Consider the following 24,342-nt stretch of genomic DNA (forward strand, 5'->3'; position numbering starts at 1 on the left):
TGACCTCACCCTTTGACCTCACCCTTTGACGTAGGCGAGCTTCTCCGCGACCTTGCTGTCGACGATGGTGAACAGGTCGACGCCGCGCACGGCGCCGGGGTGATCACCTCCCCAGGTGAATCGCCAGCGGACCACCACCCGGTCACCGGCGACCAGACTCTCCTCCACCTCGAAGACCGGATCGGTTGTCGTGGCGAAGAAGTCGATCCACGCCTGACGCACCTCGACTTGACCTTCGTACCGTCTGCCCGCTGGCGGCGCGGTGGACTCGAAGACACAGTCCTCGGTCATCGCCGCCATCACCGCGTCGATGTCGCCGCGCCCGAAGGCGGCGTTGAACGCGTCCACCACAGCGAGGGCGTCGGTGTGAACGGTGCTCGAAGTCATCATGCGCCTGCCTCTTTCGCGTAGTTGCTGGCGCCATAGAAGTCGACCACGACGACCGCTTCGTCACCGACGACCCAGGCGTCGTGTCCGGACGGCAGCGACGTGAACTGCCCCGGCGTCGCGTCGAACTCGGTGCCGTCGGCCATCTGGACGTGCAACGTGCCGGACACGTGATACTGGAAATGCGGCGCCTCGCAGAGGTCGGTCCCGGCGAGCGGCTTCACGTCGTTCGACCAGCGCCATCCCGGTTGCAGGACGAGTCGGCCGATGTCGGAACCGCCGACATTGAGCAGTTCCATCATCCCGTGCTCGAAGGTGCGGACCTCGTCGGGCTCGGCGAAGTCCCGGTGTTCGGTGTGCTGTTGTGTGGCGGTCATGATTCCTCCGGATCGGGTGGCCTCGGTTCCGGCTCGGCACCGAGTGGTTCTCGCCCCGTGATGGGGTCGATTCGACGCTAGGAGTCCGACCTTGCGGTTTCCTTGCGGCGAGCGGATCATCGAGCGATGACCGGCGTCCGACCTGCCGCGGTGGCTGTCGAGTTCCGCCTCTTCGGTCGCTTCGTGGTACTCGTGGACGGCCTCGAGGTCCCCGCCCCCGCCTTCGGCGGCCGCAAGGTCCGCCAATTGCTGCGAATCATGCTGACCCGCAAGCACGAGCACGTCAGCATCGACACGCTCACCGGCATGCTGTGGCCGGCGCGGACGCCGCGGGATCCCGCGGCGAATCTGGCCGTGCTGGTCACCCGGGCCCGTCATGCGGTGGGGCTGCGCGACCTGATCGTGTCCCACGATTCGGGGTATCGGATCGGATTGGCGGAGAACCGGTATCGCCTCGACACCGACGAGTTCGTCACGCTGGTGACCGCCTCGCGCACCGTCGACGGCCATGACGCCCTGACCACCTGCGACGCTGCGTTGGAACTCTGGTCGGGCGAGCCGCTGAGCGAGGATCGGTACGACGACTGGGCGACCGGATACCGAGACATGTTGACGCAGTATCGGATCGAGGCACTCGAACGCGGAATCGACGCAGCCCTCGCCGAACGCGACACCGGACAGGCCGTCGAGTGGGCGACGACCGCACTGGCCGCCGCGCCGCTGAGGGAGAACTCGGTGGTGCTGGCGATGCGATCGTTCGCAGCACATGGCGACCCCCGCCGTGCGCTCACACTCTACGACCGCTTCCGCCGGGATCTCGCCGAGGAACTCGGCGTCGACCCGTCACCTGCCACCGTGACGGAATTCGAGGGCCTTCTGCACAGCGGCGCACCGCGGACACAAGCGAGTCCGTCGCCGATGACCCGCACGCCGACGACCCGCACGCCGACGATGCCCCCGCTGCGGTTCGTCGGCCGCGGAGCCGAGCTCGACCGGTTACGTTCGGCGACAGCATCACCCGGATCGGTGATCACCGTCGCCGGTCGATCCGGCACCGGCAAGTCCCGTCTCCTCGCCGAGCTGCGCGCACACGACGACGCCGCCATCGTCCGGTGCTTCGCCGCCCAGCGCGATGACATCTGGAGTATGGCCGCGGCCCTCATCCGGGAGATCCTGTCGGGCGACCCCGGCCTCGTCGACGAGGTGACGGGCCCGCTCCGCGGTGCACTGACGGCGCTGGTTCCCGATCTGGTACCCGCCGTCGACGTTCATGCCGACGCTGAGTCCATGCGGGCGTTGGTGATCGAGGTTCTGGCCCGACTCATCGCCGAAAGCCACATGACGGTCGTCGTGATCGACGATCTGCAATGGTCAGACGAGAGCAGCCTGTCGGCGGTGGCCGCGGCGATCCGCCGATCACCGCGACCTTCGTGGGTGCTGGCCTACCGGACCGACGAGGTCTATCCCGAGACGAGTCGTCATGCCGGACTCACGGCTCTCGATCCCGATGTGCGAATCACGTTGGGCGGGCTCGACGGCCCCGCCGTGCGGGACCTCATCGCCGACCCTGCGGTGAGCGAGACGCTGCTCGAACACACGGACCACTCCCCGATCGCCATCGCGGAGGCGTTGCGCAGGCTCGTCGGCGCCGGAATGGTCGACTTCGACCGCCAGGGCAGGTGGCACGCCACGGTTGCCGACCATGCCGCGCTACGCGAGGTCGCGCGGTCCTCCCAGCAGGACAACCTCGGCCGCCGTCTCGACGCGATCACCGGACCGGCCGCCGATGTGATCGACCTGCTGGCGATCCTGCGTCACGAGACGCCGGCACGTGAGTTGGCCCGCGTGCTCGACGCAGAGCCGGCGGAGGTCCTCGATGCACTGACCCGCCTCGCGCACGCCGACCTGGTCCGCCTCGGCGAGCAGGGGTGGGCCACCGCGCACGACATGATCAGCGATGTCGGCGAGCAGCGGCTCGACCCGGCCCGCCGCGCCCGTCTGCACGCGCTGGCCGCTGCGGCGACCGACGAGTCGGCAGACGCCGCGAGCGCAGCCCGTCACTGGCACCTCGCCGGGGAAGGCCGACGGGCTGCGCAGGCCTATGTCATCGCCTCCCGCTCCGCGCTGGACGCGTTCGCCCACGACGAGGCGATCTCCCTGGCCGGCTCGGGACTCGCGATCGGCGGATCGGGTCCCGCGGTCACCGTCGCCGCCCTCCACGAGGTGCGGGCGCTGGCCCGAGCCCGGGTGGGAGACCTCACCGGCGCGCGGGCCGACTTCGGTGCCGCACTGAACTCCGCGTTGCCCGGGCCACGCCAAGCCGTCGTGCTGGCCGAGCTCGCGATGGTCGCGTCCGGCTCCGACGACATGGTGCGAGCCGCCGACCTGTGCGAGATGGCCATCGTGCGTGCCGGCGCGGACCCCGGGGCGCGAGCCCGCGCACTCGAGGTGGGTTCGGTGCTCGACATGAACCTCGATCGCGCGGATCGTGCTGCCGAGCGCGCCGAGGAGGCGATCCGGAACTACACCGAACTCGGTGATGCGGCGGGAGTCGCACGGGTACTCGACGCACGTGCCATGGCCACCTTCCTCGATGGCGAGATCGAGCGGGGCGGCGAACTCCTCGCCCGGGCCGCCGACCTGTTCACCGATTCGGGGGACCTCCTGCGCGTGATCACCCCTCGATCCACGCATGGGCACGCCCTCGTCTTCGCCGCCCGACCCGGCGAAGGTCATGCCGAGACCGACATCGCCGTCGACCTTGCGCGCACCCTGGGCCACCAGGAAGGCATCACCTACGCGCTCTGGCACCGCAGCGAGGCGTCGGCGGCTCTCGGACACGTCGACGACGCACTGGCCGATGCCCGCGAGGCCCTGCGCATCGCCCGGCAGATCGGTCACCGGGGATGGACCGCGACGGCCAACCGTGCTCTCGGCATCGCCCACCAGACCCGCGGCGATCTGGCCGCGGCCCACGCCGCCTTCACCGCATCGCTGCAGGCCAGTGCACACCTCGACCTCTTCCGGTCGTGGGCGCTGTCGCGTCTGGCCATGATCGACATCGCCAACGGGGAACTCGACCGCGCCGAGGAATGCGTCGCCGAGGCGCTCACCACAGGTCCCGGGCTCGGTCAGCACGAGGCACGTCTCGCCCGATATCTGCTGGCCGAGGCCCGCCGCGACGACGATGCCGAGCGCCGCGCCACCGAACTCGAAGCGGCCGCCACCCGCTCAGGGGCCCTGGCCGTGCTGGCGGTGCTGCGCCCGGATCGGTCATCTGTGTCGCGCAGCACGCCGTGAAGTCGGCGACGGCGGTTTATCGTTGGTGCATGTCCGAGCGCCCTCACCACGATCACCACCCGGCCGACGCCCTCTCCGACGACGACCCCGACAAGCCGCACGAGTACGAACACGACTCCGCGTTCGCTTTCGGCGACGCGAAGCCGATCGGTGAGACCGATCGGATCGCCCGCGAGCGGGCCATCTATGAGGCCGCCCGCCACGGCAACGACCTGAACCGGGGGCACGCGCTCGGCGGCACCGATGGGTCGACCGAGGGCCAATAGACGTGGAGGTTCTCGGTAGCAGGGTCCTGTTGCGTTCCGCAGATCCCGAGCGGCTGCAACATTTCTACCGTCACCGCCTGCGACTGGCCGTCGCGCGTGAATATCCGGGCGGCGTGGTGTTCCACGCGGGCAACGGACTGATCGAGATCCCGGCGCACATGAGCGGCGACGTGACGGCAGGCGGTGGCGCCGACGCCGCCCTGTGGCTGCAGGTCCGCGACATGGCCGACACCGAGCGTGAGCTGCGTGCCGCCGACGTCCCCATCGTTCGCGAGGCACGCACCGAATCGTGGGGACTGATCGAGATGCACGTCGCCGATCCCGACGACCGCACCGTCATCGTCGTCGAGATCCCGGCCGATCACCCGCTTCGGCGGGACACCCGCTGACCCCCTCGAGAAGATGACCAGCGCCGGCGGCATGCCAAACTGGATCGCATGAGTATCTGGAGCGCGCCCACCGTGACGTCGCCGGTGGAGGCGACCGTCGAGTTGCCCGGCTCCAAGTCGATCACGAATCGCGCCTTCATTCTCGCCGCCCTCGCCGACGGCCCGTCCACCGTCCGCGGCGCGCTGCGCAGCCGCGATACGAACCTGATGTTGAGTGGACTCAGCGGTCTCGGTGTCGGCGTGCATGTCGACCCGGACGACGCGACGACCATTGATGTCGTCCCGCGACCCATGCACGAGGCCGACGTCTACTGCGGCCTTGCCGGGACGGTCATGCGGTTCCTGCCTCCGGTCGGGGCCTTCGCCACCGGATCCGTGGCGTTCGACGGCGATGACCAGGCCCGCACCCGCCCGCTGGCCACGATCCTCGACGCCCTGCGCGGGCTCGGGGTCAAGGTCAGCGGGGACCGCCTGCCCTTCACCGTCGACGGCACCGGATCGGCCCGCGGCGGGGAGGTCACCATCGACGCGTCCGCGTCATCCCAGTTCGTCTCCGGTCTGCTCCTGTCGGCCGCCCGGTTCGACACCGGGGTCACCGTGCGGCACGTCGGCGCCCCGGTGCCGTCGATGCCGCACATCGACATGACGGTCGAGATGCTGGCCACCGCCGGCGTGGTCGTCGAACGTCCCGATGCCGACACGTGGCGGGTGGCGCCGGGACCGATCGGTGCCATCGACTGGGAGATCGAACCCGACCTGTCCAACGCCTCGGCGTTCCTCGCTGCCGCCGCGGTCACGGGTGGGGCGGTCACCGTGCCCCGCTGGCCGGCGACCACCACCCAGCCTGGTGCCCAGATCGTCGAGATCCTGTCCGAGATGGGGTGTGACATCGAGCGCGCCGACTCGGCGTTGACGGTCCGTGGACCGGCGCGGCTGCGTGGGGTGAGCATCGACCTGCGTGACGTCGGGGAGCTGACGCCGACCGTCGCGGCGCTGTGTGCGCTCGCCGACGGTGAGTCGGTCCTGTCCGGCATCGCCCATCTCCGTGGTCACGAGACCGATCGGCTGGCCGCGCTCTCGACCGAGATCAACCGACTCGGCGGCGAGTGCACCGAGACCGAGGACGGGCTGCGCATCAATCCCGCCCCGCTCCACGGTGCGGTGTGGGAGTCCTACGCCGATCATCGGATGGCCACGGCCGGTGCCATCATCGGTCTGGTCGTCCAGGGGGTCACCGTCGACGATGTGGAGACCACGGCCAAGACGCTGCCGGACTTCCCGGGCATGTGGCAGAAGATGATCGGTCACCTCTGACGTGAGCCGCCGCGCCTCGAGCTATGACGAGTCCGACGTCCGGATACGTCCTGGCAAGGGCAGCCGGCCACGCACCAAACAGCGGCCCAGCCATGACGACGCCGTCGATGCCATGGTCGTCTCCGTCGACCGCGGGCGGTGGGGCTGTGTCCTGGGTGGCGACCCGGAACGGCACGTGGTGGCGATGCGTGCCCGCGAACTCGGGCGCACACCGGTCGTCGTCGGCGATGAGGTGGCCGTCGTCGGCGACCTGTCCGGCCGCCCGGACACCCTGGCGCGCATCGTGAAGGTGGCCGAGCGGACGACGGTCCTGCGCCGCACCGCCGATGACACCGACCCGTACGAGCGGATCGTCGTGGCCAACGCCGACCAGTTGCTGATCGTGACCGCGCTGGCCGATCCCCCGCCACGGACCGGGTTCGTCGAGCGAACCCTGGCCGCCGCATATGTGGGCGGGCTGACCCCGATCCTGTGCCTCACCAAGTCCGATCTCGCCGATCCCGAGGAGTTCACCCGGGCGTTCGCCGACCTCGAACTCCCCATCGTGCTCGCGGGCCGGGCCGATCCGATCGACGCGGTGTCCTCGATGCTCGCGGGGCACATCACCGCCTTCATCGGCCACTCCGGGGTCGGTAAGTCCACACTGGTGAATCGCCTTGTGCCCGATGCCGATCGGGCGACCGGCGTGGTCTCCGGCGTCGGCAAGGGCCGCCACACATCCACGCAGTCGGTGGCGCTGCCGTTGCCCGGTGCCGGAGATCGGCTGGGGTGGGTGATCGACACACCGGGAATCCGTTCGTTCGGTCTGGCACACGTGGGACCCGACGACATCGTCGACGCCTTCGACGACCTGCGCGACGCCATCGAGGACTGTCCCCGCGGTTGTACCCACCTCGGCCCGCCGGCCGATCCGGAGTGCGCACTCGATCAGCTGGACGGAAACTCGTATCGTCGCGCGATGGCGGTGCGCGCCCTGCTGGTCGCCGTCACGTCGAGCGGACCGGAGCCCGCCGACTCCCCTCGCGACGACAACGACCCTCAGCCCGACAGAACCCGATAATCCGCCGACAGAACCCCACTTCTTGCCGACAGAACCCGAGATTTCGCCGACAGAACCCTACTCCTTGCCGACAGAACCCAAAGTCTCACCGACAGAACCCTTTTTCTTGTCGACAGAACCGAAAATCTGGCAGGCAGAACCTGCCGATCTACGAAGTACACAGCGCTCTTCTCGCGCCGCAGGGCTCACCCGCGGGCGGTTCGGGTTCTCTCGCCGACCATCCGGGTTCTGTCGGCGGAATTTCGGGTTCTTTCGGCGACCATCCGGGTTCTGTCGCCGACCATCCGGGTTCTGTCGGCGGAATTTCGGGTTCTCTCGGCGGCAATCGGGGTTCTGTCGGCGAGGTCTGACGCTTTGTCGCGCCGTTCCGCTACCTCAACGGTCGACGACGGTGGTCTCGAAGAAGTACCGGTCCGCGCGGTAAGCGTGCTGACCCACCTCGACGACGCGGCCCGCGTCGTCGAATGCGGTGCGCTGCATCGTGAGTAGCGGCGCACCGACGGAGTCCCCGAGCAACGCGGCCTCCTCCTCATCCGCCGACTTCGCGCCGATCCGCTGTCGCGCGAGGCGGATGTGCACCCCCCGACCGCGCAGTCCCTTGTAAAGACCGCCGTTCTCCAGTTCGCCGGCGGGCGGGCAGATCTCGGCGGGGAGATGATTGATCATCAACGCCAACGGTTCTCCGCCGGCGGAGCGAAGGCGCTTGACGGTGACGGCCTCGGCCCCGACCGGCAGTGCGAGTTCGGTGCGCAGCTCCTCGTCGGGCACGCCGATCCGATACTCGAGCAGCTGAGTGCTGGGATGCATGCCGGCAGTCGACAGGTCGTCGTACAAGCTGGTCAACTCCACCGAGCGATGCACGGGACTCTGCACCACCTGCGTCCCGACCCCGCGCTTGCGGACGACGACACCCTTGTCGACGAGTTCCTGGATGGCCTGGCGAATGGTCGGCCGCGACAACTTCAAACGGCCCGCCATGTCGAGTTCGTTCTCGAGACGGTCACCGGGCGTGAGGTCGCCCCGTACGATCGCGGCCTCGATGGCCTGAGCGAGCTGATGATAGAGCGGGACCGGCGTGGACCGATCGAGCTCGACCGGAATCTGTAAGGCCTGTGCCGACATCCTGTCATTATGTCATAACAAAGATCACATCTGCCAGCATTACGTGATGCAGTCGACTGCCACCGAGTCGACTGCCACTGTGTCGTCTGTGACCGCGTCGTCGGCCACCGAGCCAGCCGTCAGGTCAGGTCAGGTCACGGTCTCGGCGGCAGATCCGGCGGTGTCTCGTCGGCGAGAGAGCGCCGCGGTCGTCAGCCAGGCGGCGATCACGCCCAGCACCGCGGCCGGCACCGCGTCGACGCCGACCGAGCCGGTCAGCAGCATGCTGAACAGCAGCGCACTGAACACGAACCCGGTGCCCGCCGTCATCCCGGCCGCGGCACCGACCGCAAGCGCCCAGGTGATCGAACAGCCGAACAGCAGACACCCGATGGATGCGACCCCCACTCCGATGAAGATCGCCGGAAACACCGGTCCACCGCGGAAACCGCAGCCCAGGCAGATGGCGTACCCGATCGCTTTCGCGACGATGATCACCAGCACCACGCCGACGCCGGTCTCGGCGAGCACGGCGGGCACAGCGTTCTGGCCGGAGAACAGGATGTCATCGGAGTCGGCACCGAGCCATCGCGCGATCATCGCCAGTACCCCGACCGCGAGACCGCCGACGACCAGCAAGCCGTAGCGACGGCGCCGGTCGATCGACGCCGCCCGATCGATCATCGTGCCCGCCTTCTTGACCTGAAACATGATCAGGCTCGCCACCACGCCGACGACCACGGCCAGCAGCAGATCCAGGATGCGCGTGCCCTGATAGTCGGGCATCTCGGGCACCGCCATCGACATCGTGCCGAGACCGCCCCAGTCACCGAGGCCGATGAACACCACATATCCGATGGCGGCCGCCATCAGGCCCGGCAGCAGGGCCGGGAGCAACGCCGCCCCGGTCGCCAGTCCGGCCTCGAGGAGCAACAGACCGGCGACCAGGGGCCCACCGAACAGTGCCGACACCGCAGAGAACGATCCGGCCGTGGCGAGCACCCGTTTGCCTTGTTCCGAGACCCGCGCGAACGGCACGACCGCGACTCCGACGGCCGAGCCGAGCGCGATCAACGGCCCCTCCGGGCCGAGAATCGCGCCGAACGCCAACGTGCCGATGGCCGCCAGTGCGATCCCCGGGGCGTACTGCCAGGGCGTGGGCGACACACTGACCCCGTCCAGCGGCGAATGCCCACCCCCGCCGGGCAACAACGCGGTCGCCAGCGCCACGATCACCGCACCGACCACCGGCAACCCGATCACCAGATACCACGGTGGGGCGCTGGCGCCCAGCGCCTCGGGCAGATCGGTCCACAGCAGATCCTCCAACCAATGGACCAGGCCGAGAAAACCCCAGGCGAGAAGAGCCGCCGGGATGCCGATGGCGGCACCGAGTCCGATCAGCTTCAGGTACTGCAACCCCTCGGCACGGTCCGGGTGCAGTTCTGCCGTGGTGCTCGGCCTCAGTCCCGCCGTCGCATCGGGGACGTTCGCGTCCTCGGGCGAGTCCCGGTCATCGTGCGCCGCACTCATCTCAACGACCTCTTCTCCCCGGAGCGATCTTGGCCGCCTCACTCTAGTGGTGTGTCACAAGCGGCGCCGCGACACCGCGGCCGATCGCGAACCCCACACCTCGGAGCGGTTCACACGTCCGGCAGGTTGTACGGCGTGATGATGTGAATCCCGGACACCCGCGGACGTTGATCTCCCGGCAGCGCCCCGTGGAAGCCCATCACTGTCTGTGCGACCTGCCGCATGTCGGCTCGGATGTCGTGGTGCAGCACCGCGGTCAGATGTCCGCTGCGCAGCAGGTCGCGGTTGGCATCACCGAGATCGTGGCCGACGAACACCTCACACGTGCGGTCGGCCGCGGCGAACGCCGCGACGATTCCGGTGTTCCCCCCACCGATCGAATAGACCGCCGCGATGCCGGGGTGATCCGCCAGTGCGCGGCCGGCGAGGGTTCGGCTGGTCGCGTCGAGACCGTCGGATCCCGACACCTCGATGATCCGACGTCGCGGGTCCGCGCTGCGCATCACCGCACGGAAACCCATCTCGCGTTCCTCTTCGCCGCGGAACATCTCGCTGCTCGTCATCACCAGCACATCGGCGGACACGTGTCTCAACCACTGGCACATGAGGTAGGCGGCGGTGGCGCCGGCGGCGCGGTTGTCCATGCCCACATAGGCGATGCGGGTACTCATCGGCACATCGGTGACCAGCGTTATCACCGGGATGCGCGCCGCCGTGAGCCGCCCGATCGCGGCCGCGATCTCGGGGCTGTCGGGGGCCTTGAGCACCACGGCGTGACTGCCGTGACGGCAGATCGTATCGAGTTCGGCCACCAGTTCGTCGACGTCCCACGTCTCGCGCAGGTGGTAGCGGGCCCGCATCACCGCGGGACGCAGACCCGGCATCTCCTGCTCCAACGCATCACGCACCAGATCCGAGAACCGTCGCGGGGTCTCCATGACCAGGTCGATGAGGAAACGTCGCCCGGACAGCCGCAACTGCGTCCGCTGGCGGTCGAGGTCGGCGATGGCCTGCTCGACCTGCCGAACCGTGCCCTCACGGACGCCGGGCCGGCCGTGCAGCACTCGGTCCACCGTGGCCTCACTGACGCCGGCCTGCCGTGCGATCTCGCGAACAGGATATCGATGTGGCACAGACCACCCCTGATGGATTCTTGATGGAAATCTGCTCTTGTTCGGACAATAAGATCTTGTCATTCTGGTGGACGTGATCACGGCGGAATCGCCGAGGGCCCGATCTCGACCCACGAAACGACATTGATCCCGAGAGGAGCGCACGCACATGACCCTGCGCAGCGCCGTCCCGACCGCCGCGATTCCCTCCCGGAGCGCGATTTCTCGCGCCGATCGGATCACCGAGAGCGAATGCAACCTCGACGATTTCGTCGCTGCGACCCGACGCAGCACCGACCTCGCCGACTATCCGCACGCCCAGAGCACCGAACGCGGCGTCCTCTTCTACGACGCGGCGGCCGTGACGTCGCTGACCGGCGACGCCCGTGAGACCCTCGCCGACGAACTGGCCGACGCGCTGCTCAACGGGCCCGGCATCGTCGTCTTCGCGGGAGCCTTCGACGACCGCCACGGACTCAGCGAGTCCACCAGGTTGTTCAGTCGGATCATCGAGGATCAGCGTGCCGCCGGTACCGCCAACGGGGATCATTTCGCCAAGCCCGGCGCCAACGATCGCATCTGGAACGCCCTGCAGAAGTTCGCCGAGGCCGATCCGGATCTGTTCACCCGCTACTACTCCAACGACGTGCTCGCCCTGATCAGCCAGGCCTGGCTCGGCCCCTGGTATCAGGTGACCTCGGCCATCAACGTCGTCAATCCCGGCGGCGAGGCACAGAACCCACACCGTGACTACCACCTCGGGTTCATGACCACCGACACCGCAGCGCGGTTCCGGGCGCACATCCATCGCCTGTCGCCGATGCTCACCCTGCAGGGTGCCGTCGCGCATGTGGACATGCCGATCGAATCCGGCCCCACGATGTATCTGCCCTTCTCGCAGACCTACGAGCCGGGCTACCTGGCGTTCAACCTGCCCGAGTTCCGGGAGTACTTCGCGAACAACTACGTGCAGTTGCCACTGTCGGCCGGCGACGCGGTGTTCTTCAATCCTGCGCTGTTCCACGCCGCGGGCCACAACACCTCGGCCGGCATCAAGCGCATGGCCAACCTGCTGCAGGTCTCCTCGGCATTCGGCCGCGCAATGGATGCGGTCGACCGGTCGGCCATCACGCGCAAGATCTATCCGGCGCTGCGTCGACTCGCCGCCGACGGCGACGCGCGCGGCGTCGCCAACGTCATCGCGGCCGCCGCCGAAGGCTATGCCTTCCCGAGCAACCTGGACCTCGACCAGCCGATCAGCGGCCTGACCGGGGAATCGCAGGCCGAGTTGCTGGCCCGCGCGATCACCGACGACTTCGACACGGCCCGCTTGGACGCCGAACTGTCCGCACTCGACGCACGGCACATCCCGTGACCGACAACCGACACGAGATGTTCGGGCAGGCATTGGCCGACAAGGTCGTACTGGTCAGCGGTGGGACCCAGGGCCTGGGTGCGGCGATCGTGCGCGCCGCGGCCGACGCCGGCGCCCGGGTCGCGTTCAGCGGACGCAACACCGAGAAGGGCAAACGCCTGGCCGCGGAGTTCGACGTTCGTCAACCGGTCGTGTTCATCGAGGCCGACCTGTCCGACCCGACAGCCGCGGCCAACACGGTGGCCACGACCGTGACCGAGTTCGGCCGGATCGACTGCCTCGTCAACTCGGCCGGGACCACCTCTCGCGGTTCACTTCTCGACACCACACCGGACCTGTTCGACAGCCATGTCGCGATCAACCTACGGGCCCCGTTCTTCACCATGCAGGCCGCGGTGAAAGACATGATCGGGCGCAAGGCATCGGGCAGCATCGTCAACATCATCACGATGTCGTCGTACGGTGGACAGCCCTATCTCGCGCCCTACTCGGCGACGAAGGCCGGCCTTGTCGGTCTGACGAAGAACGCGGCGCACGCCCACCGGTGGGATCGAGTCCGGATCAACGGACTCAACATCGGCTGGAGCGAGACCGACGGTGAGGCCGATGTGCAGAAGCGCTTCCACGGCGCCGATGACACCTGGGTCGAGCAGGCCAATGCCTCGCTGCCGATGGGCAAACTCGGTCAGCCCGACGAGATCGCCGATCTCGTCGTGTTCCTGCTGTCGGATCGCAGCGGGGTGGTCACCGGATCGGTGATCGACTGGGATCAGATCGTGATGGGAGGATTCGACTGATGGGACTGACGATCGGGGTCATCGGACTCGGACGGATCGGCGCATTCCACGCCGACACGCTCGCCGCCCTGCCGATGGTCGACGAGCTCGTGGTCACCGACGCCGTCGCCGCAGCGGTCGATGCGACCACCGCACGGCTGACGTCGGCCCGCGCGGTGACCGATGCCGACGCGTTGCTCGGCGCCGGGGTCGACGGCGTGGTCATCGCCAGTGCCACACCCACGCACGCCGAGCTCATCGAGAAGGCCGTCGCCGCAGGGATTCCCACATTGTGCGAAAAGCCGATCGCATTGTCGGTGGCCGACTCCGCCGAGGTCGTCCGGCGCGTCGGCGACTCCGGCGTGCCGGTTCAGATCGGCTACAACCGGCGCTTCGATCCGGCGATGGCCGCGGCGCGCGCCGCCGTCGCCTCCGGTGACCTCGGCTTCATCACCACGGTCCGGTCCACGACACTCGACCCGGCGCCCCCGCCATCGAGCTACATCGCCGCGTCAGGCGGGATCTTCCGGGATTGTGCCGTACACGACTTCGACACGGTCCGTTGGCTTCTCGGTGACGACGTGGTCGAGGTATACGCGACCGGCGGCACTCAGGGTGATCCGATCTTCGCCGACGTCGGTGACGTCGACACCGCATCGATCCTGCTGACCTTCGCGTCGGGCACCATCGGTGTGGTGTCGGTGACACGCTACAACGGCCGTGGATACGATTGTCGGCTGGAAGTGCACGGCAGCGCCGACTCAGTCGTCGCCGGCTGGGACGACGGCACCCCGGTCCGAAATCTCGCGCCCGACTGCGACTTTCCGGACGGCAATCGGCACAGCTTCTTCATGGACCGGTTCGCCGATGCCTATCGAGCCGAGCTCTCCGCCTTCTGTACAGCGGTGGCCGGCGGAACCGAGGAGACGGAGTCGATCTCGACTCCCTGCACAGTGCACGATGCACTGGAGGTCGCGCTGATCGCCGAGGCGGCCACCCGGTCGGTCGCCACCCACCAGCCCGTGCGCATCGAAGCCATCCGTGCCGAACTCGTTCACACACAGTGATTTCTCCACCAGCGACGTCCACCCCGGTCGTCCGCGACGACCCCCACATCGACAGTGAGGACCACCACCATGACCACCAGTGACCTGCGTATCGCCGCGGCCCCGATCTCCTGGGGCGTGTGCGAAGTCCCGGGATGGGGATATCAGCTCAGCCCCGAGCGCGTGCTGAGCGAGATGCGCGAACTCGGCATCACCGCCGCCGAAACCGGACCCGAGGGGTTTCTGCCCACCTCGCCGGCCGAACTCCGCGACACCCTGGACTCCTACGATCTGCGCTGCGTCGGCTCGTTCGTCCCGGTTGTGCTGCACGAGGCCGATCATGACCCGGCCCCCGCCGTCACCGAGGTCCTCGACCGGCTCGAGACATCGGGCGGCGATGTACTCGTGCTCGCAGCCGCGACGGGTGTCGACGGCTACGACGACCGGCCCGATCTGTCCGAGGACCAGTGGTCGACGCTGCTGGCCAACCTCGACCGACTGGGTGCGCTGGCCGAGCGGCGCGGGGTCGTCGCGGCGCTGCATCCGCATGTCGGCACCATGATCGAAAAGCGCGACGAGGTCTACCGCGTGTTGGAGAACTCGACGATCGGTCTGTGTCTCGACACCGGACACCTGCTGATCGGTGGCACCGACCCCCTCGAGGTCACCGAGGCGTTCACCGACCGGATCACCCACGCACACCTCAAGGACGTGAAACTGGAACTCGCCCAGCAGGTCCAGCGTGGTGAGATCACCTACACCGAGGCCGTGGCCCAGGGCATGTACGTTCCGCTCGGTGCGGGTGAGGCCCGGATCCGGCGCGTCGTGGCGACTCTGGTCGACGCCGGCTTCGACGGCTGGTATGTGCTCGAGCAGGACACGATCCTGGCTGACGAGGCGGACGGTGATGCGGCCGCGGGCAATGTCGCCGTCTCGATGTCGTTCCTGCGCAAGGCCGCCGAGCGACCGGTTCGAGTATGAGCGCCGAAGCGCAGCCGTTGCGGATCGGCATCCTGGGTGCGTCACGCATCGCCGAGTCGGCGATCGTCGGTCCCGCACAGGCACTCGGCCACCGTCTTGTGGCGGTCGCGGCGCGCGACCGCGGCCGAGCCGCGGCGTTCGCCGACAAATACGGCGTCGAACGGGTCCTCGACTCCTACGACGACGTGATCGCCGATCCCGAGGTCGACATCGTCTACAACCCGCTGGCGAACGCGTTGCACGGTCCGTGGAACCTCGCCGCGGTCCGCGCCCGCAAACCCGTGCTGTCCGAGAAACCGTTCGCACGCAACGAGGTCGAGGCGCGCGAAGTGGCCGACGCGGCTCGCACGGCCGGGGTGCCGATCCTCGAGGGCTTCCACTATCTGTTCCACCCCCTGATGGCCCGCACCATCGAACTGCTCGACGCCGGCACGATCGGTGCGGTGCGCAATGTCGAGGTGGTGATGGCGATGCCCTCACCCGGTGACGACGACCCGCGGTGGTCCTACGAGCTCGCGGGCGGCGCGCTGATGGATCTCGGCTGTTACTCCCTGCACGTCTCGCGCCTGCTCGGCCGGTGGTGCGGTGGCGCACCGGAGATCTCGGGTGGGCGTGCGATGTTACGCGGCCCACAGATCGATGAATCCGCCGTCCTCGACGTTCGGTATCCCAATGGCGCCAACGGAACCCAGGCCGTGTCGATGGTCGCCGGTGAGTATGTGTTCAGTCTGCGGATCGTCGGCGAGGACGGGAGTCTGTATCTGCACGACTATCTCGGACCCAACCGAGACGACCGGCTCACCGTCGTGTCAGCGAAACAGGGCACGGTCGCCGTCGAGCGACTCGGCACCCGGTCGACATACACCTATCAGCTCGAGGCGTTCGCCGCGGCGGTGCAGAACGGGGGCTCACTGCCCATCGGCCTTGATGACGCGGTCGAGAACATGCGGTACCTCGACAACGCCTATCGCGCCATCGGCCTCGAGCCGCGCTGAGGCCCCACCTCACGCCCTTCGGAACGGAACCCATCATGCGCATCGGACTGATCACTGACTCGGTCAATCACCTGCCCTTCGAGGACGCCCTCGACGTCGCGGTTGAACACAACCTGTCCTCGGTCGAAATCGCGACCGGGAATTGGTCGGAGGCACCGCACGCCGACCTCGACTCGCTCGCGTCATCCGCGCAGGCAAGGCGCGTGTTCTCCGACGCGATCACCTCGCGAGGGCTGGAGTTGAGTGCACTGACCGCCAACGGCAATCAGCTCCATCCGACCACCGGCAAACAGCACGACCAGGTGGTTCACGACACGATCGTGCTCGCCGGCGAACTCGGCGTACCGACGGTCGTCCTGATGTCCGGACTCCCCGGCGGCGCGCCCGGCGACAGCACGGCCAACTGGGTGACCACGGCGTGGCCGCCCGAAAACCTGGACATCCTGACCTACCAGTGGGAGCAGGTGGCCATTCCTTACTGGCGTGAACTCGCCGAGTTCGCCCGCACGCACGGAGTCCGACTCGCGATCGAGGCCTGCGGAAGCCAACTGGTACACAACGTGTCCGGCCTCCGGCGCCTCATCGACGCTGCTGGCCCGGATGTTGTCGGAGCCAACCTTGATCCGTCGCACCTGATGTGGATGGGCGCCGACATCCCGACTGTCATACAGGCTTTGGGCAGTTCGATCTTCCACGTTCATGCAAAGGACATCCGCGTCAACCGATGGGCTGCCGGTCCCGATGGACTGCTCGACACCGTCCCGATCACCAAGCCACATGAGCGTGCCTGGAACTACGTCACGTTGGGACTCGGACATCCCGACGGTGAGGCATTCTGGGCAGACTTCGTCTACCACCTTCGCTCCGTCGGCTACGACGGCACGCTCAACATCGAGCACGAAGACGCGCTCGTCAATTCGCTGGAGGGGGTCCGCCGCGCGGCGGACCTGCTGGCCAAGGTCGTGCTGCGCGCGGCACCGGATTGGTCGCCCGCCGATCTCTGAGCTGAGACCTTGATCCCTGGCAGGCAGCCGAGTCGCGCCCATGCCGGGGGCTTGGGTAGCATGATCAACGCGACTGGCGTAGCCGGGATCGACCGGCATGGAGCGAATTGAGTCAGACATCGACCGCCTGGGTGTCTGCGACGGTGAACGCTGGAGGCAGTCGCAGATGAATTCCGATTCGACCATCACCACCACCGACCCGCGTCATCGCGTGGTCATCATCGGTTCGGGCTTCGGTGGCCTCACCGCAGCCCGGCAACTGGCCAAGGCCGACGTCGACGTGACGGTGATCGCCCGCACCACCCACCACCTGTTCCAGCCCCTGCTCTACCAGGTGGCGACCGGGGTGATCTCGGAAGGTCAGATCGCGCCTCCCCTGCGCGTCATCTTGCGTAAACAGGACAACGTGCGGGTGGTCCTGGGCGATGTCGAGCACATAGACGTGCGCAGCCGCACCGTCACTTCTCGTCTGCTGCAACGGACCACGCTGACCGGCTACGACAGCATCATCGTCGCGGCCGGTGCCGACCAGTCGTACTTCGGCAACAACCGGTTCGCCGAGTTCGCGCCCGGTCTCAAGACGATCGACGACGCGCTGGAACTGCGCGGCCGCATCCTCGGCGCCTTCGAACAGGCCGAGTTGTCGATCGATCCGACCGAGCGCGAACGGCTCCTCACCTTCGTGGTGATCGGTGCCGGCGCGACCGGCGTCGAGATGGCCGGGCAGATCGCAGAGATGGCCACCAAGACCCTCAAAGGCGCCTTCCGCAACATCGATCCGACCGATGCCAAGGTCATCCTGCTGGACGCGGCACCGGTGGTCCTCCCGCCCTACGGCGGCAAACTCAGCGACCGTGCAACCGCACGGCTGGCGCGCAGCGGTGTCGACATCCAGATGGGTGCGATGGTCGTCGACATGGACTTCCACGGCCTGGTGGTCAAGGATCCCGACGGCACCCAACGTCGTATCGAGAGCCAGTGCAAGGTGTGGTCGGCCGGTGTCGCGGCCAGCCCACTGGGACGCCAGCTGGCCGAGCAGACAGGCGTGGAACTCGACCGCGCCGGCCGCGTGAAGGTGCGCGACGACCTGACGTTGCCCGATCACCCGGAGGTCTTCGTCGTGGGCGACATGGCGGCGGTCAATGGTGTGCCCGGCATGGCGCAGGGCGCGATCCAGGGGGCCAAGTACGCGGCAGCGGCCATCAAGGACGGCCTGAAAGGCCGGGTGCCGGACGCGCGCAAGCCGTTCTCCTACTGGGACAAGGGTTCGATGGCGACCATCGCCCGCTTCAGCGCGGTGGCCAAGATCCCGATCCCGGGCACCTCACGCAGCATCGAACTGGCCGGGTTCGTCGCCTGGATCGGGTGGCTCGTCCTGCATCTGGTCTACCTCGTCGGCTTCCGCAACCGCTTCACCACCCTCGTCGACTGGCTGTTCGCGTTCACCAGCCGCAGCCGCACTCAGCTCGCGATCACCGAGCAGCAGGTCTTCGCGCGCAACGCCATCGAGGCACTCGAGGAGCGCAACCGACTCGACGAGGCCGCCTGACCAGACTGTCTGACCAGGCTTCCGGGTGGTTCTTCCCCCGGGTGTTGTTTCGCCCCCCCAACTGCCGCCGCAGGACGAAACGATAGCCGGGGGAAGAACTTTCAGGCGACCACCGAGGCGCACCGCACGGTCTTGCCCGCCTCGCGGGCCTTGGTGGCCCACACCTCGCGAGCATCGGCGGGCAGGGCGATGAAGATGGCGTCGATGTCGGGGTCGTCGATGAGGTCCTCGTAGATCCCGTAGCTGACCATGATGCCGAGCCGGTCGGCGATCTCCCAGGCGACCGCGGTGGATGCGCTCGCGACGACTTCGATGGCACCGGAAACGGTTCCGGGCGTGCCCAGTTCACGGACCAACGCGTCATCACAGGTGTCGGCGAGCAGGCCCCACCGAACCGGCGCGCCGGCGGTTGCCGGATCGCCGCCCGCGGGCGGGGCCGAGGTCCCGCGCACCATCAGTTCGGGTTCCAGAGCAACGGCGCCGTAGAAACCGACGCCACCGGTGTTGGCGACCCGGCCGGAATCGCCCGTCAGCGATGCCACCGCGTCGACGGCGGCGCGGGCGAGTCCGACGACGTCCTGCCGGATGGTCGTGAGGTTCACATGCCCGAGCACTGCGTGGGGCCCGTCGTCGTAGCCGACGACCGACATGTCCTCGGGAACTCGTATCCCGTTGTGCCGCATGACATCGATGAATCCGACGGCCATCCGGTCGTTGGCCAGGAACGTCGCGGTCGGCAGGTTTCCCTCGGCGAGGAGTCGCTCGGCGGCCAGCGCACCGGCCTCCTCGGTGTAGTCGCCCACGAAGGTCCGGCATTCGTCGCGGTGGCCGGCCGCGGTCATCGCACCCAGATATCCGCGCAGGCGTTCGGCGGCACACGGGTGGTCACCACCCTCGACGTGAACGATAGAGCTGTGGCCGAGGTCGATCAGGTACTGCACCGCCAGGTGGGCACCACGCCATTCGTCGGTCCCGATGGTGACCGCGGTGAGGTCTGGGATGCGCTCACCGATCACCACGATCGGGACGTCGACTCCGATGCGGTCGCCGTGTTCAGCCCCGACCACGATGACGACCGCGCATCCCTGCCCGGCGAGATCGGTGACCGCACGCTCCCGCGTCCGGTTGGCGGTGTGCAGTCCCAGCGCCAAGCGGTACCCGGCACGCTCGGCCGCCCCGTACAACTCATCGACCAGAGTGGCCTCGAAGGCGCTCGACGCCCCGAAAACCACGCCCACCAGGCGTCCTTGGTCTGCCATTCCCCCGCCCTTTCCTCAGCTAAGAAAACGTATCCCGCGCGGTCATCGTCACGCCGGGAAATGGAAAACCCGCTCGGCTCCGTGCGGAGCCGAGCGGGTCGTCTGTCACCGGCCTTGCCCGGCTGTCAGCGCCGCAGCTCGTGCGACAGTGTGTCGAGCTCGTCGCCGCCGGCCATCTGCTGGGTGAGTTCGTCGAGGGTGATCTCGTCGTAGGTGCAGTCCAGCTTCTGGCGTCCACGGTTGAGGAGCACGAAGTGATCACCCACCATGTGCGCGTGGTGGGGGTTGTGCGTGATGAACACGACGCCGAATCCCTGATCCCGGGCAGCCGAGATGTAGCGCAGGACGGTGCCGGACTGTTTCACGCCGAGCGCCGCGGTGGGCTCGTCGAGGATCAGCACCCGCGCACCGAAGTAGATGGCGCGCGAGATCGCCACACACTGGCGCTGACCTCCCGAGAGGGAACCGATCGGCGCGTCCACATCGGGCAGGTCGATGCCCATCTTGAACAGCTCTTCCTTCGTGGTGGCCCGCATCGCCTGGATGTCCAGGGTCCGGAACGGCCCCTTGCGGAGTTCCTGGCCGAGGAAGAAGTTGCGCCACACCGGCATCAGGCCGACCACGGCGAGATCCTGGTAGACCGTTGCGATCCCGGCCTCGAGCGCGTGCTTGGGCGACTCGAACTTCGTCTCCTCGCCGTCGACCAGCAACTCGCCGTCGGTCTGCTGATGCAAACCGGCCATGATCTTGATCAGGGTGGACTTGCCGGCACCGTTGTCGCCGAGCACACAGGTCACCTCGCCCGCCTTCACCCGCAGACTGATGTCTTTGAGGGCGATGATGGCGCCGTAGGACTTGCCGACGTTGCGCAGTTCGATCAGTGGCACCTTGCCACCGCTGGACTCGGATTCGGGTTTGGTCTCGATTGCTGAACTCATCTCTGCTCTCACCTCTTCGCCGCGTAGTTGCGGAATGCGTTGTTGGCCACGACTGCGAACAGCAGCATCACGCCCATGAAGAACTTGAACCAGTCGGGATTCCAGCCGGCGTAGACGATGCCCTGGTTGACCATGCCGAAGATGAACGCGCCGATGGCCGCACCGATCGCCGTGCCGTAACCGCCGGTGAGCAGACACCCACCGACGACGGCGGCGATGATGTAGAAGAACTCGTTGCCCACACCCTGGCCGGACTGCACGGTGTCGAAGGCGAACAACAGGTGCATGCCGACGAACCAGGCGCAGAAGCCGACGAACATGAACATGCCGATCTTGACCGCGGTGACCGGCACACCGACCGCGCGCGCCGAGTCCTGGTTACCGCCGACGGCAAAGATCCAGTTGCCGATCCGGGTGCGCATCAACACCCAGGTGGCGGCGAGGGTGAACAGAATCCACCAGACCACGGTGATCCGCACCGACACCCCGAACACGTCGAAGGACGAGGCGAAGACCTTCTGGGCCGAGTCGAAGCCCTGCATGTCCGAGATCGACGGCGTCGCAACCTGACCGGTGACGAGCTTGGTGACCGCGAGGTTGATACCGGTGATCATCAGGAACGTCGACAGGGTGATCAAGAACGACGGGATCCTGGTCTTCATCACCAGGAAGCCGTTGAAGAATCCGACGCACAGAGCGAGGATCAGCGCGAGGAACGCTCCGACCCAGACGTTGAGGTGCAGATTGTAGGCCAGCATCGACGCCGCCAGCGACGAGAACGTCACTGCGACACCGGTGGAGAGGTCGAACTCGCCGCCGATCATCAGCACGGCGACGCCGCAAGCCATGATGCCGATGGTCGAGCTCGCATACAGAATCGTGGCCAATGCCTCCGGTGTCCGGAAGGGCGCGGCGACGATGCAGAAGAAAATGAAGATCGCGATCGCGCCGAACAGGGCGCCGATCTCCGGGCGCAACAGCAGCCGTTGGAACGGCTTCTGACGTCTCACTCGTTCATCGGTGACGACCTTGTGCGTGGACAGGTCGAGATCTTGCTGTGTACTCATCGGGGTTCCCTTCGTGAGCCCGCGGTCAGCGGGTTCCGCCCTTGGCGTACTCGGCGACGGCGTCGATGTTGGACTGGTCGATGAACGCCGGTCCGGTCAACACGGCCTGGCCACCGCCGATGGTGTTGGCGTTGGTGAGGTTGAGCCACAGCGAGTCGATCGCTTCATAGCCCTGGACGTACGGCTGCTGGTCGATCGCCCACTTGACGTCGCCCTTCTGGATCAGGTCGACCAACGCCGCGTTGGTGTCGAAGGTGACGACCTCGGCCTGCGAACCGGCGTTGCCCTTGGACTTCACCGCGGTCTGCGCGATCGGCGCGCCGAGGGTGACGACCGTGTCGATCGACGGGTCCTGCTGCAGCTTGGCCGTCATGGTCGCCTCGACCGAGGGCATGTCCTTGCTGTTGACGTTGAGGATCTCGAAGCCGCCACCGGTGAATCCCTGCTTCACACCGGCACACCGCGACTCCAGGGCGACCTGGCCCTGCTCCTGGATGACGCAGAGAACCTTCTTGCGGCCCTCCTGGGTCAGCCGCTCGCCCGCGGTCTTGCCGGCCAGGGTCTCGTCCTGCCCGAAATACTGCTGGACGCCCATCGCCTTCCAGTCATCGAATCCGGAGTTGAACGCCACCACCGGGATACCCGCGTCGATCGCCCGCTTGACCGCCGGGGCCATGGCATCGGGCTTGGCCAGTGTCAGCGCGATGCCGTCGACCTTGCTGTCGATCGCCGTCTGGACGAGGTTCGCCTGATTCGGTGCCTCGGGATCGGAGGAGTACTGGAGCTTGATGTTGTCCTTCTTGGCGGCCATCTCGGCGCCCTTGCGGATCAGGTCCCAGAACGAGTCACCCGGCACCTCGTGGGTGATCATCGCGATGGTCTTGGTGGGGGTACCCGCGTTGCCTGCGCCGCCCCCGCCGTCGCCGTTGTCGTCGGGGGCGCCGCCGGTGCTGGAACATCCGGCGATGATCAGTGCGGCGGACGACAGGGCCGCGGCGATTCCGATCAGCCGACGCGACCGGCGACGTTGCGTGGAATGCATCGTTGACTCTTCCTCTCGGTATGCAGAGTGTTCGAGGGAACACCCTCCTGTCGTAGATGTAATACCCGTCACACCCGCCCTGTCAAGACTTTGTAAGGACATTCGGTCCTAAATACCTATTTCAGGTTGGTCGCACGGCGCGTTCACCGGCTCCGGCGGGCAGACGGGCCGCCCCGTACACACACAGCACCATGAGCGTGGCAAGGACGAGGAACGTCGCCGAGTAAGCGCCGGCCGGTAAAACGGTGACGGCGGCGAACGCCGACACCGCGACCGCGCCGAGCGCGACACCGAAGGCCGACCCCAGCTCCTGGACCGCGGCGTGCACCGCATTCGCGTCGCTGAGTTCGGCCGCGTCGACGTCGGCGAACGCCAGGGTGTTGTAGGCGGAGAAGCCGATCGACCGCAGCGCGCCGGACACCACGAGCACCACCACGATCACCGCCGTCGCGGTACCGGGCCCCAGGACCGCCAGCGCGACGAACGCGACCACGGACACCACCAGATCCACCACCAGCACACGGCGGATACCCCACCGCCGCATCATCGGTGTGGTGAGTGGCTTGATGCCGACGTTGCCGACGAACAGGGCGGTCACCATGGCGCCTGCGGCGACCGGCGACCAGCCGAACTGCAGCTGGAACATCAGTGGCAGCAGGAACGGCACGGCGCTGATCACCAGGCGGTACACCGTCCCGAACCCCACCACCGAGGCGAACGACTGAATGCGCAGCACGTCCAGGTTGAGCAAGGGATGTGGCGAGACCCGCATCCGGCGCACCGCGCCGGCGCCGAGAACAGCTGCGGCGAGGACACACCCGACGATCACCGCCCACCGCGGCGAATCCGCGGCCACCTCCTGAGCGGCGAACATCGCGGCACCGACCGCCAGGGTGGTGAGTGCGACGCCGGCGACATCGAGTCGTCGGCGGCCGGCATGACTCTCGGCCGGACGACACCACAGCGCGGCCGCACCCAGACCGACGACGCCGATCGGGATGTTGATCGCGAAGATCACCCGCCAGTCGGAGTGCGTCACGATCAGACCGCCGATGAGTGGCGCCACCACCGGCGCGATCAGCGCCGGCCAGGTCAGATACGCGATGGCGCGCACCAACTGCGATCGCTGCACGGTCCGCAGCACCGCGAGCCGGCCGACGGGCACCATCATCGCGCCACCAGCCGCCTGCAGCACACGCATCGCGACCAGGGTCGTCAGGTCCGGCGCCAGCGCGCAGCCGGCCGATGCCAGCGTGAACACCGCCCCGGCAACGAGGAAGACCCGTCGCACACCGAAACGATCGGCCACCCACCCGGACAACGGGATCAGAACTGCGAGGGTGATCAGGTACGCGGTCACCACCACGGTCGCGTCCAACGGCCGCACGCCGAGGTCGGCAGCGATGGCCGGCAACGCGGTCGCGACGACGGTGGCGTCGAGGATCTCCATGAACATCGCGCCGGCCCCGAG

At 67.6% G+C, this 24,342-nt stretch carries 22 protein-coding genes and 1 riboswitch; of the genes, 12 read left to right on the top strand and 10 right to left on the bottom strand.

The features are described 5' to 3' along the window. Nucleotides 1-18: 18 nt before the first annotated feature. Nucleotides 19-390 carry a nuclear transport factor 2 family protein gene (locus tag ACVT6V_RS24520; protein ID WP_489896687.1) on the bottom strand — a complete coding sequence of 124 codons (372 nt, stop codon included), beginning with the start codon at nucleotides 388-390 and terminating at the stop codon, nucleotides 19-21. Further along, a complete protein-coding gene (locus ACVT6V_RS24525) occupies nucleotides 387-764 on the bottom strand; it encodes a cupin domain-containing protein (RefSeq protein ID WP_489896688.1) in 378 nt (125 codons plus the stop codon). Before ACVT6V_RS24525 ends, ACVT6V_RS24520 begins: the two co-directional genes overlap by 4 nt. A gap of 126 nt (nucleotides 765-890) precedes the next feature. Here ACVT6V_RS24525 and ACVT6V_RS24530 point away from each other — a divergent pair, with 126 nt between their 5' ends. Genes ACVT6V_RS24530 through rsgA form a run of 5 tightly spaced genes read left to right on the top strand, consistent with a single transcriptional unit; the run spans nucleotide 891 to nucleotide 7,093 of the window. After that, nucleotides 891-4,064: an ATP-binding protein gene (locus tag ACVT6V_RS24530; protein WP_489896689.1), complete on the top strand. Its 3,174-nt coding sequence runs from the start codon at nucleotides 891-893 to the stop codon at nucleotides 4,062-4,064. 29 nt (nucleotides 4,065-4,093) lie between these two features. After that, nucleotides 4,094-4,330, top strand: a complete 237-nt coding sequence (locus tag ACVT6V_RS24535) for a hypothetical protein (RefSeq protein ID WP_489896690.1) — start codon at nucleotides 4,094-4,096, stop codon at nucleotides 4,328-4,330. A gap of 2 nt (nucleotides 4,331-4,332) precedes the next feature. After that, nucleotides 4,333-4,719 (top strand): VOC family protein, encoded by a 387-nt coding sequence (locus ACVT6V_RS24540; protein WP_489896691.1) that lies wholly within the window; start codon nucleotides 4,333-4,335, stop codon nucleotides 4,717-4,719. Nucleotides 4,720-4,767: 48 nt separating this feature from the next. Then, a complete protein-coding gene (aroA, locus tag ACVT6V_RS24545; RefSeq protein WP_489896692.1) occupies nucleotides 4,768-6,033 on the top strand; it encodes a 3-phosphoshikimate 1-carboxyvinyltransferase in 1,266 nt (421 codons plus the stop codon). Nucleotide 6,034: 1 nt separating this feature from the next. Further along, nucleotides 6,035-7,093: a ribosome small subunit-dependent GTPase A gene (gene rsgA, locus ACVT6V_RS24550; protein ID WP_489896693.1), complete on the top strand. Its 1,059-nt coding sequence runs from the start codon at nucleotides 6,035-6,037 to the stop codon at nucleotides 7,091-7,093. Between the two features lie 375 nt (nucleotides 7,094-7,468). On the opposite strand, the gene ACVT6V_RS24555 is transcribed toward rsgA, so the two are convergent. The 3 genes from ACVT6V_RS24555 to ACVT6V_RS24565 all read right to left on the bottom strand — a co-directional run bounded on the left by ACVT6V_RS24555 (nucleotide 7,469) and on the right by ACVT6V_RS24565 (nucleotide 10,860). Beyond that, nucleotides 7,469-8,215, bottom strand: a complete 747-nt coding sequence (locus ACVT6V_RS24555) for a GntR family transcriptional regulator (RefSeq protein WP_489896694.1) — start codon at nucleotides 8,213-8,215, stop codon at nucleotides 7,469-7,471. A gap of 129 nt (nucleotides 8,216-8,344) precedes the next feature. Further along, a complete protein-coding gene (locus ACVT6V_RS24560) occupies nucleotides 8,345-9,727 on the bottom strand; it encodes a chloride channel protein (RefSeq protein WP_489896695.1) in 1,383 nt (460 codons plus the stop codon). A 110-nt stretch (nucleotides 9,728-9,837) separates the two neighbouring features. Beyond that, entirely contained in the window at nucleotides 9,838-10,860 is a 1,023-nt protein-coding gene (locus tag ACVT6V_RS24565) for a LacI family DNA-binding transcriptional regulator (RefSeq protein ID WP_489896696.1), read from the bottom strand. A gap of 148 nt (nucleotides 10,861-11,008) precedes the next feature. Here ACVT6V_RS24565 and ACVT6V_RS24570 point away from each other — a divergent pair, with 148 nt between their 5' ends. The 7 genes from ACVT6V_RS24570 to ACVT6V_RS24600 all read left to right on the top strand — a co-directional run bounded on the left by ACVT6V_RS24570 (nucleotide 11,009) and on the right by ACVT6V_RS24600 (nucleotide 18,565). Then, nucleotides 11,009-12,214, top strand: a complete 1,206-nt coding sequence (locus tag ACVT6V_RS24570; protein ID WP_489896697.1) for a phytanoyl-CoA dioxygenase family protein — start codon at nucleotides 11,009-11,011, stop codon at nucleotides 12,212-12,214. Nucleotides 12,215-12,231: 17 nt separating this feature from the next. Beyond that, nucleotides 12,232-13,011, top strand: a complete 780-nt coding sequence (locus ACVT6V_RS24575; RefSeq protein ID WP_489901001.1) for an SDR family oxidoreductase — start codon at nucleotides 12,232-12,234, stop codon at nucleotides 13,009-13,011. Further along, nucleotides 13,011-14,057, top strand: a complete 1,047-nt coding sequence (locus ACVT6V_RS24580; protein ID WP_489896698.1) for a Gfo/Idh/MocA family protein — start codon at nucleotides 13,011-13,013, stop codon at nucleotides 14,055-14,057. The genes ACVT6V_RS24575 and ACVT6V_RS24580 overlap by 1 nt, the downstream gene beginning before the upstream one ends. A gap of 69 nt (nucleotides 14,058-14,126) precedes the next feature. Next, nucleotides 14,127-15,017, top strand: a complete 891-nt coding sequence (locus ACVT6V_RS24585; RefSeq protein ID WP_489896699.1) for a sugar phosphate isomerase/epimerase family protein — start codon at nucleotides 14,127-14,129, stop codon at nucleotides 15,015-15,017. Further along, nucleotides 15,014-16,012 (top strand): Gfo/Idh/MocA family protein, encoded by a 999-nt coding sequence (locus ACVT6V_RS24590; RefSeq protein WP_489896700.1) that lies wholly within the window; start codon nucleotides 15,014-15,016, stop codon nucleotides 16,010-16,012. The genes ACVT6V_RS24585 and ACVT6V_RS24590 overlap by 4 nt, the downstream gene beginning before the upstream one ends. A 35-nt stretch (nucleotides 16,013-16,047) precedes the next feature. Then, nucleotides 16,048-17,016 (top strand): sugar phosphate isomerase/epimerase family protein, encoded by a 969-nt coding sequence (locus tag ACVT6V_RS24595; protein ID WP_489896701.1) that lies wholly within the window; start codon nucleotides 16,048-16,050, stop codon nucleotides 17,014-17,016. A 61-nt stretch (nucleotides 17,017-17,077) separates the two neighbouring features. Further along, nucleotides 17,078-17,156: riboswitch (ZMP/ZTP riboswitch) on the top strand. 26 nt (nucleotides 17,157-17,182) lie between these two features. Then, nucleotides 17,183-18,565, top strand: coding sequence for an NAD(P)/FAD-dependent oxidoreductase (locus tag ACVT6V_RS24600; protein ID WP_489896702.1), 1,383 nt, complete (start codon nucleotides 17,183-17,185; stop codon nucleotides 18,563-18,565). A gap of 101 nt (nucleotides 18,566-18,666) precedes the next feature. Here the strand turns inward: ACVT6V_RS24600 and ACVT6V_RS24605 are convergent, their stop codons facing one another. The 5 genes from ACVT6V_RS24605 to ACVT6V_RS24625 form a co-directional block, all read right to left on the bottom strand. Further along, nucleotides 18,667-19,824 carry a LacI family DNA-binding transcriptional regulator gene (locus ACVT6V_RS24605; protein ID WP_489896703.1) on the bottom strand — a complete coding sequence of 386 codons (1,158 nt, stop codon included), beginning with the start codon at nucleotides 19,822-19,824 and terminating at the stop codon, nucleotides 18,667-18,669. Nucleotides 19,825-19,949: 125 nt separating this feature from the next. After that, nucleotides 19,950-20,762: an ATP-binding cassette domain-containing protein gene (locus ACVT6V_RS24610; protein WP_489896704.1), complete on the bottom strand. Its 813-nt coding sequence runs from the start codon at nucleotides 20,760-20,762 to the stop codon at nucleotides 19,950-19,952. 8 nt (nucleotides 20,763-20,770) lie between these two features. Further along, a complete protein-coding gene (locus tag ACVT6V_RS24615) occupies nucleotides 20,771-21,829 on the bottom strand; it encodes an ABC transporter permease (protein WP_489896705.1) in 1,059 nt (352 codons plus the stop codon). A 25-nt stretch (nucleotides 21,830-21,854) separates the two neighbouring features. Beyond that, entirely contained in the window at nucleotides 21,855-22,871 is a 1,017-nt protein-coding gene (locus ACVT6V_RS24620) for a substrate-binding domain-containing protein (protein ID WP_489896706.1), read from the bottom strand. A 121-nt stretch (nucleotides 22,872-22,992) separates the two neighbouring features. Next, nucleotides 22,993-24,321 (bottom strand): MFS transporter, encoded by a 1,329-nt coding sequence (locus ACVT6V_RS24625; protein ID WP_489901002.1) that lies wholly within the window; start codon nucleotides 24,319-24,321, stop codon nucleotides 22,993-22,995. Nucleotides 24,322-24,342 lie beyond the last annotated feature (21 nt).

This window comes from Gordonia sp. LMA167, assembly GCF_058130025.1.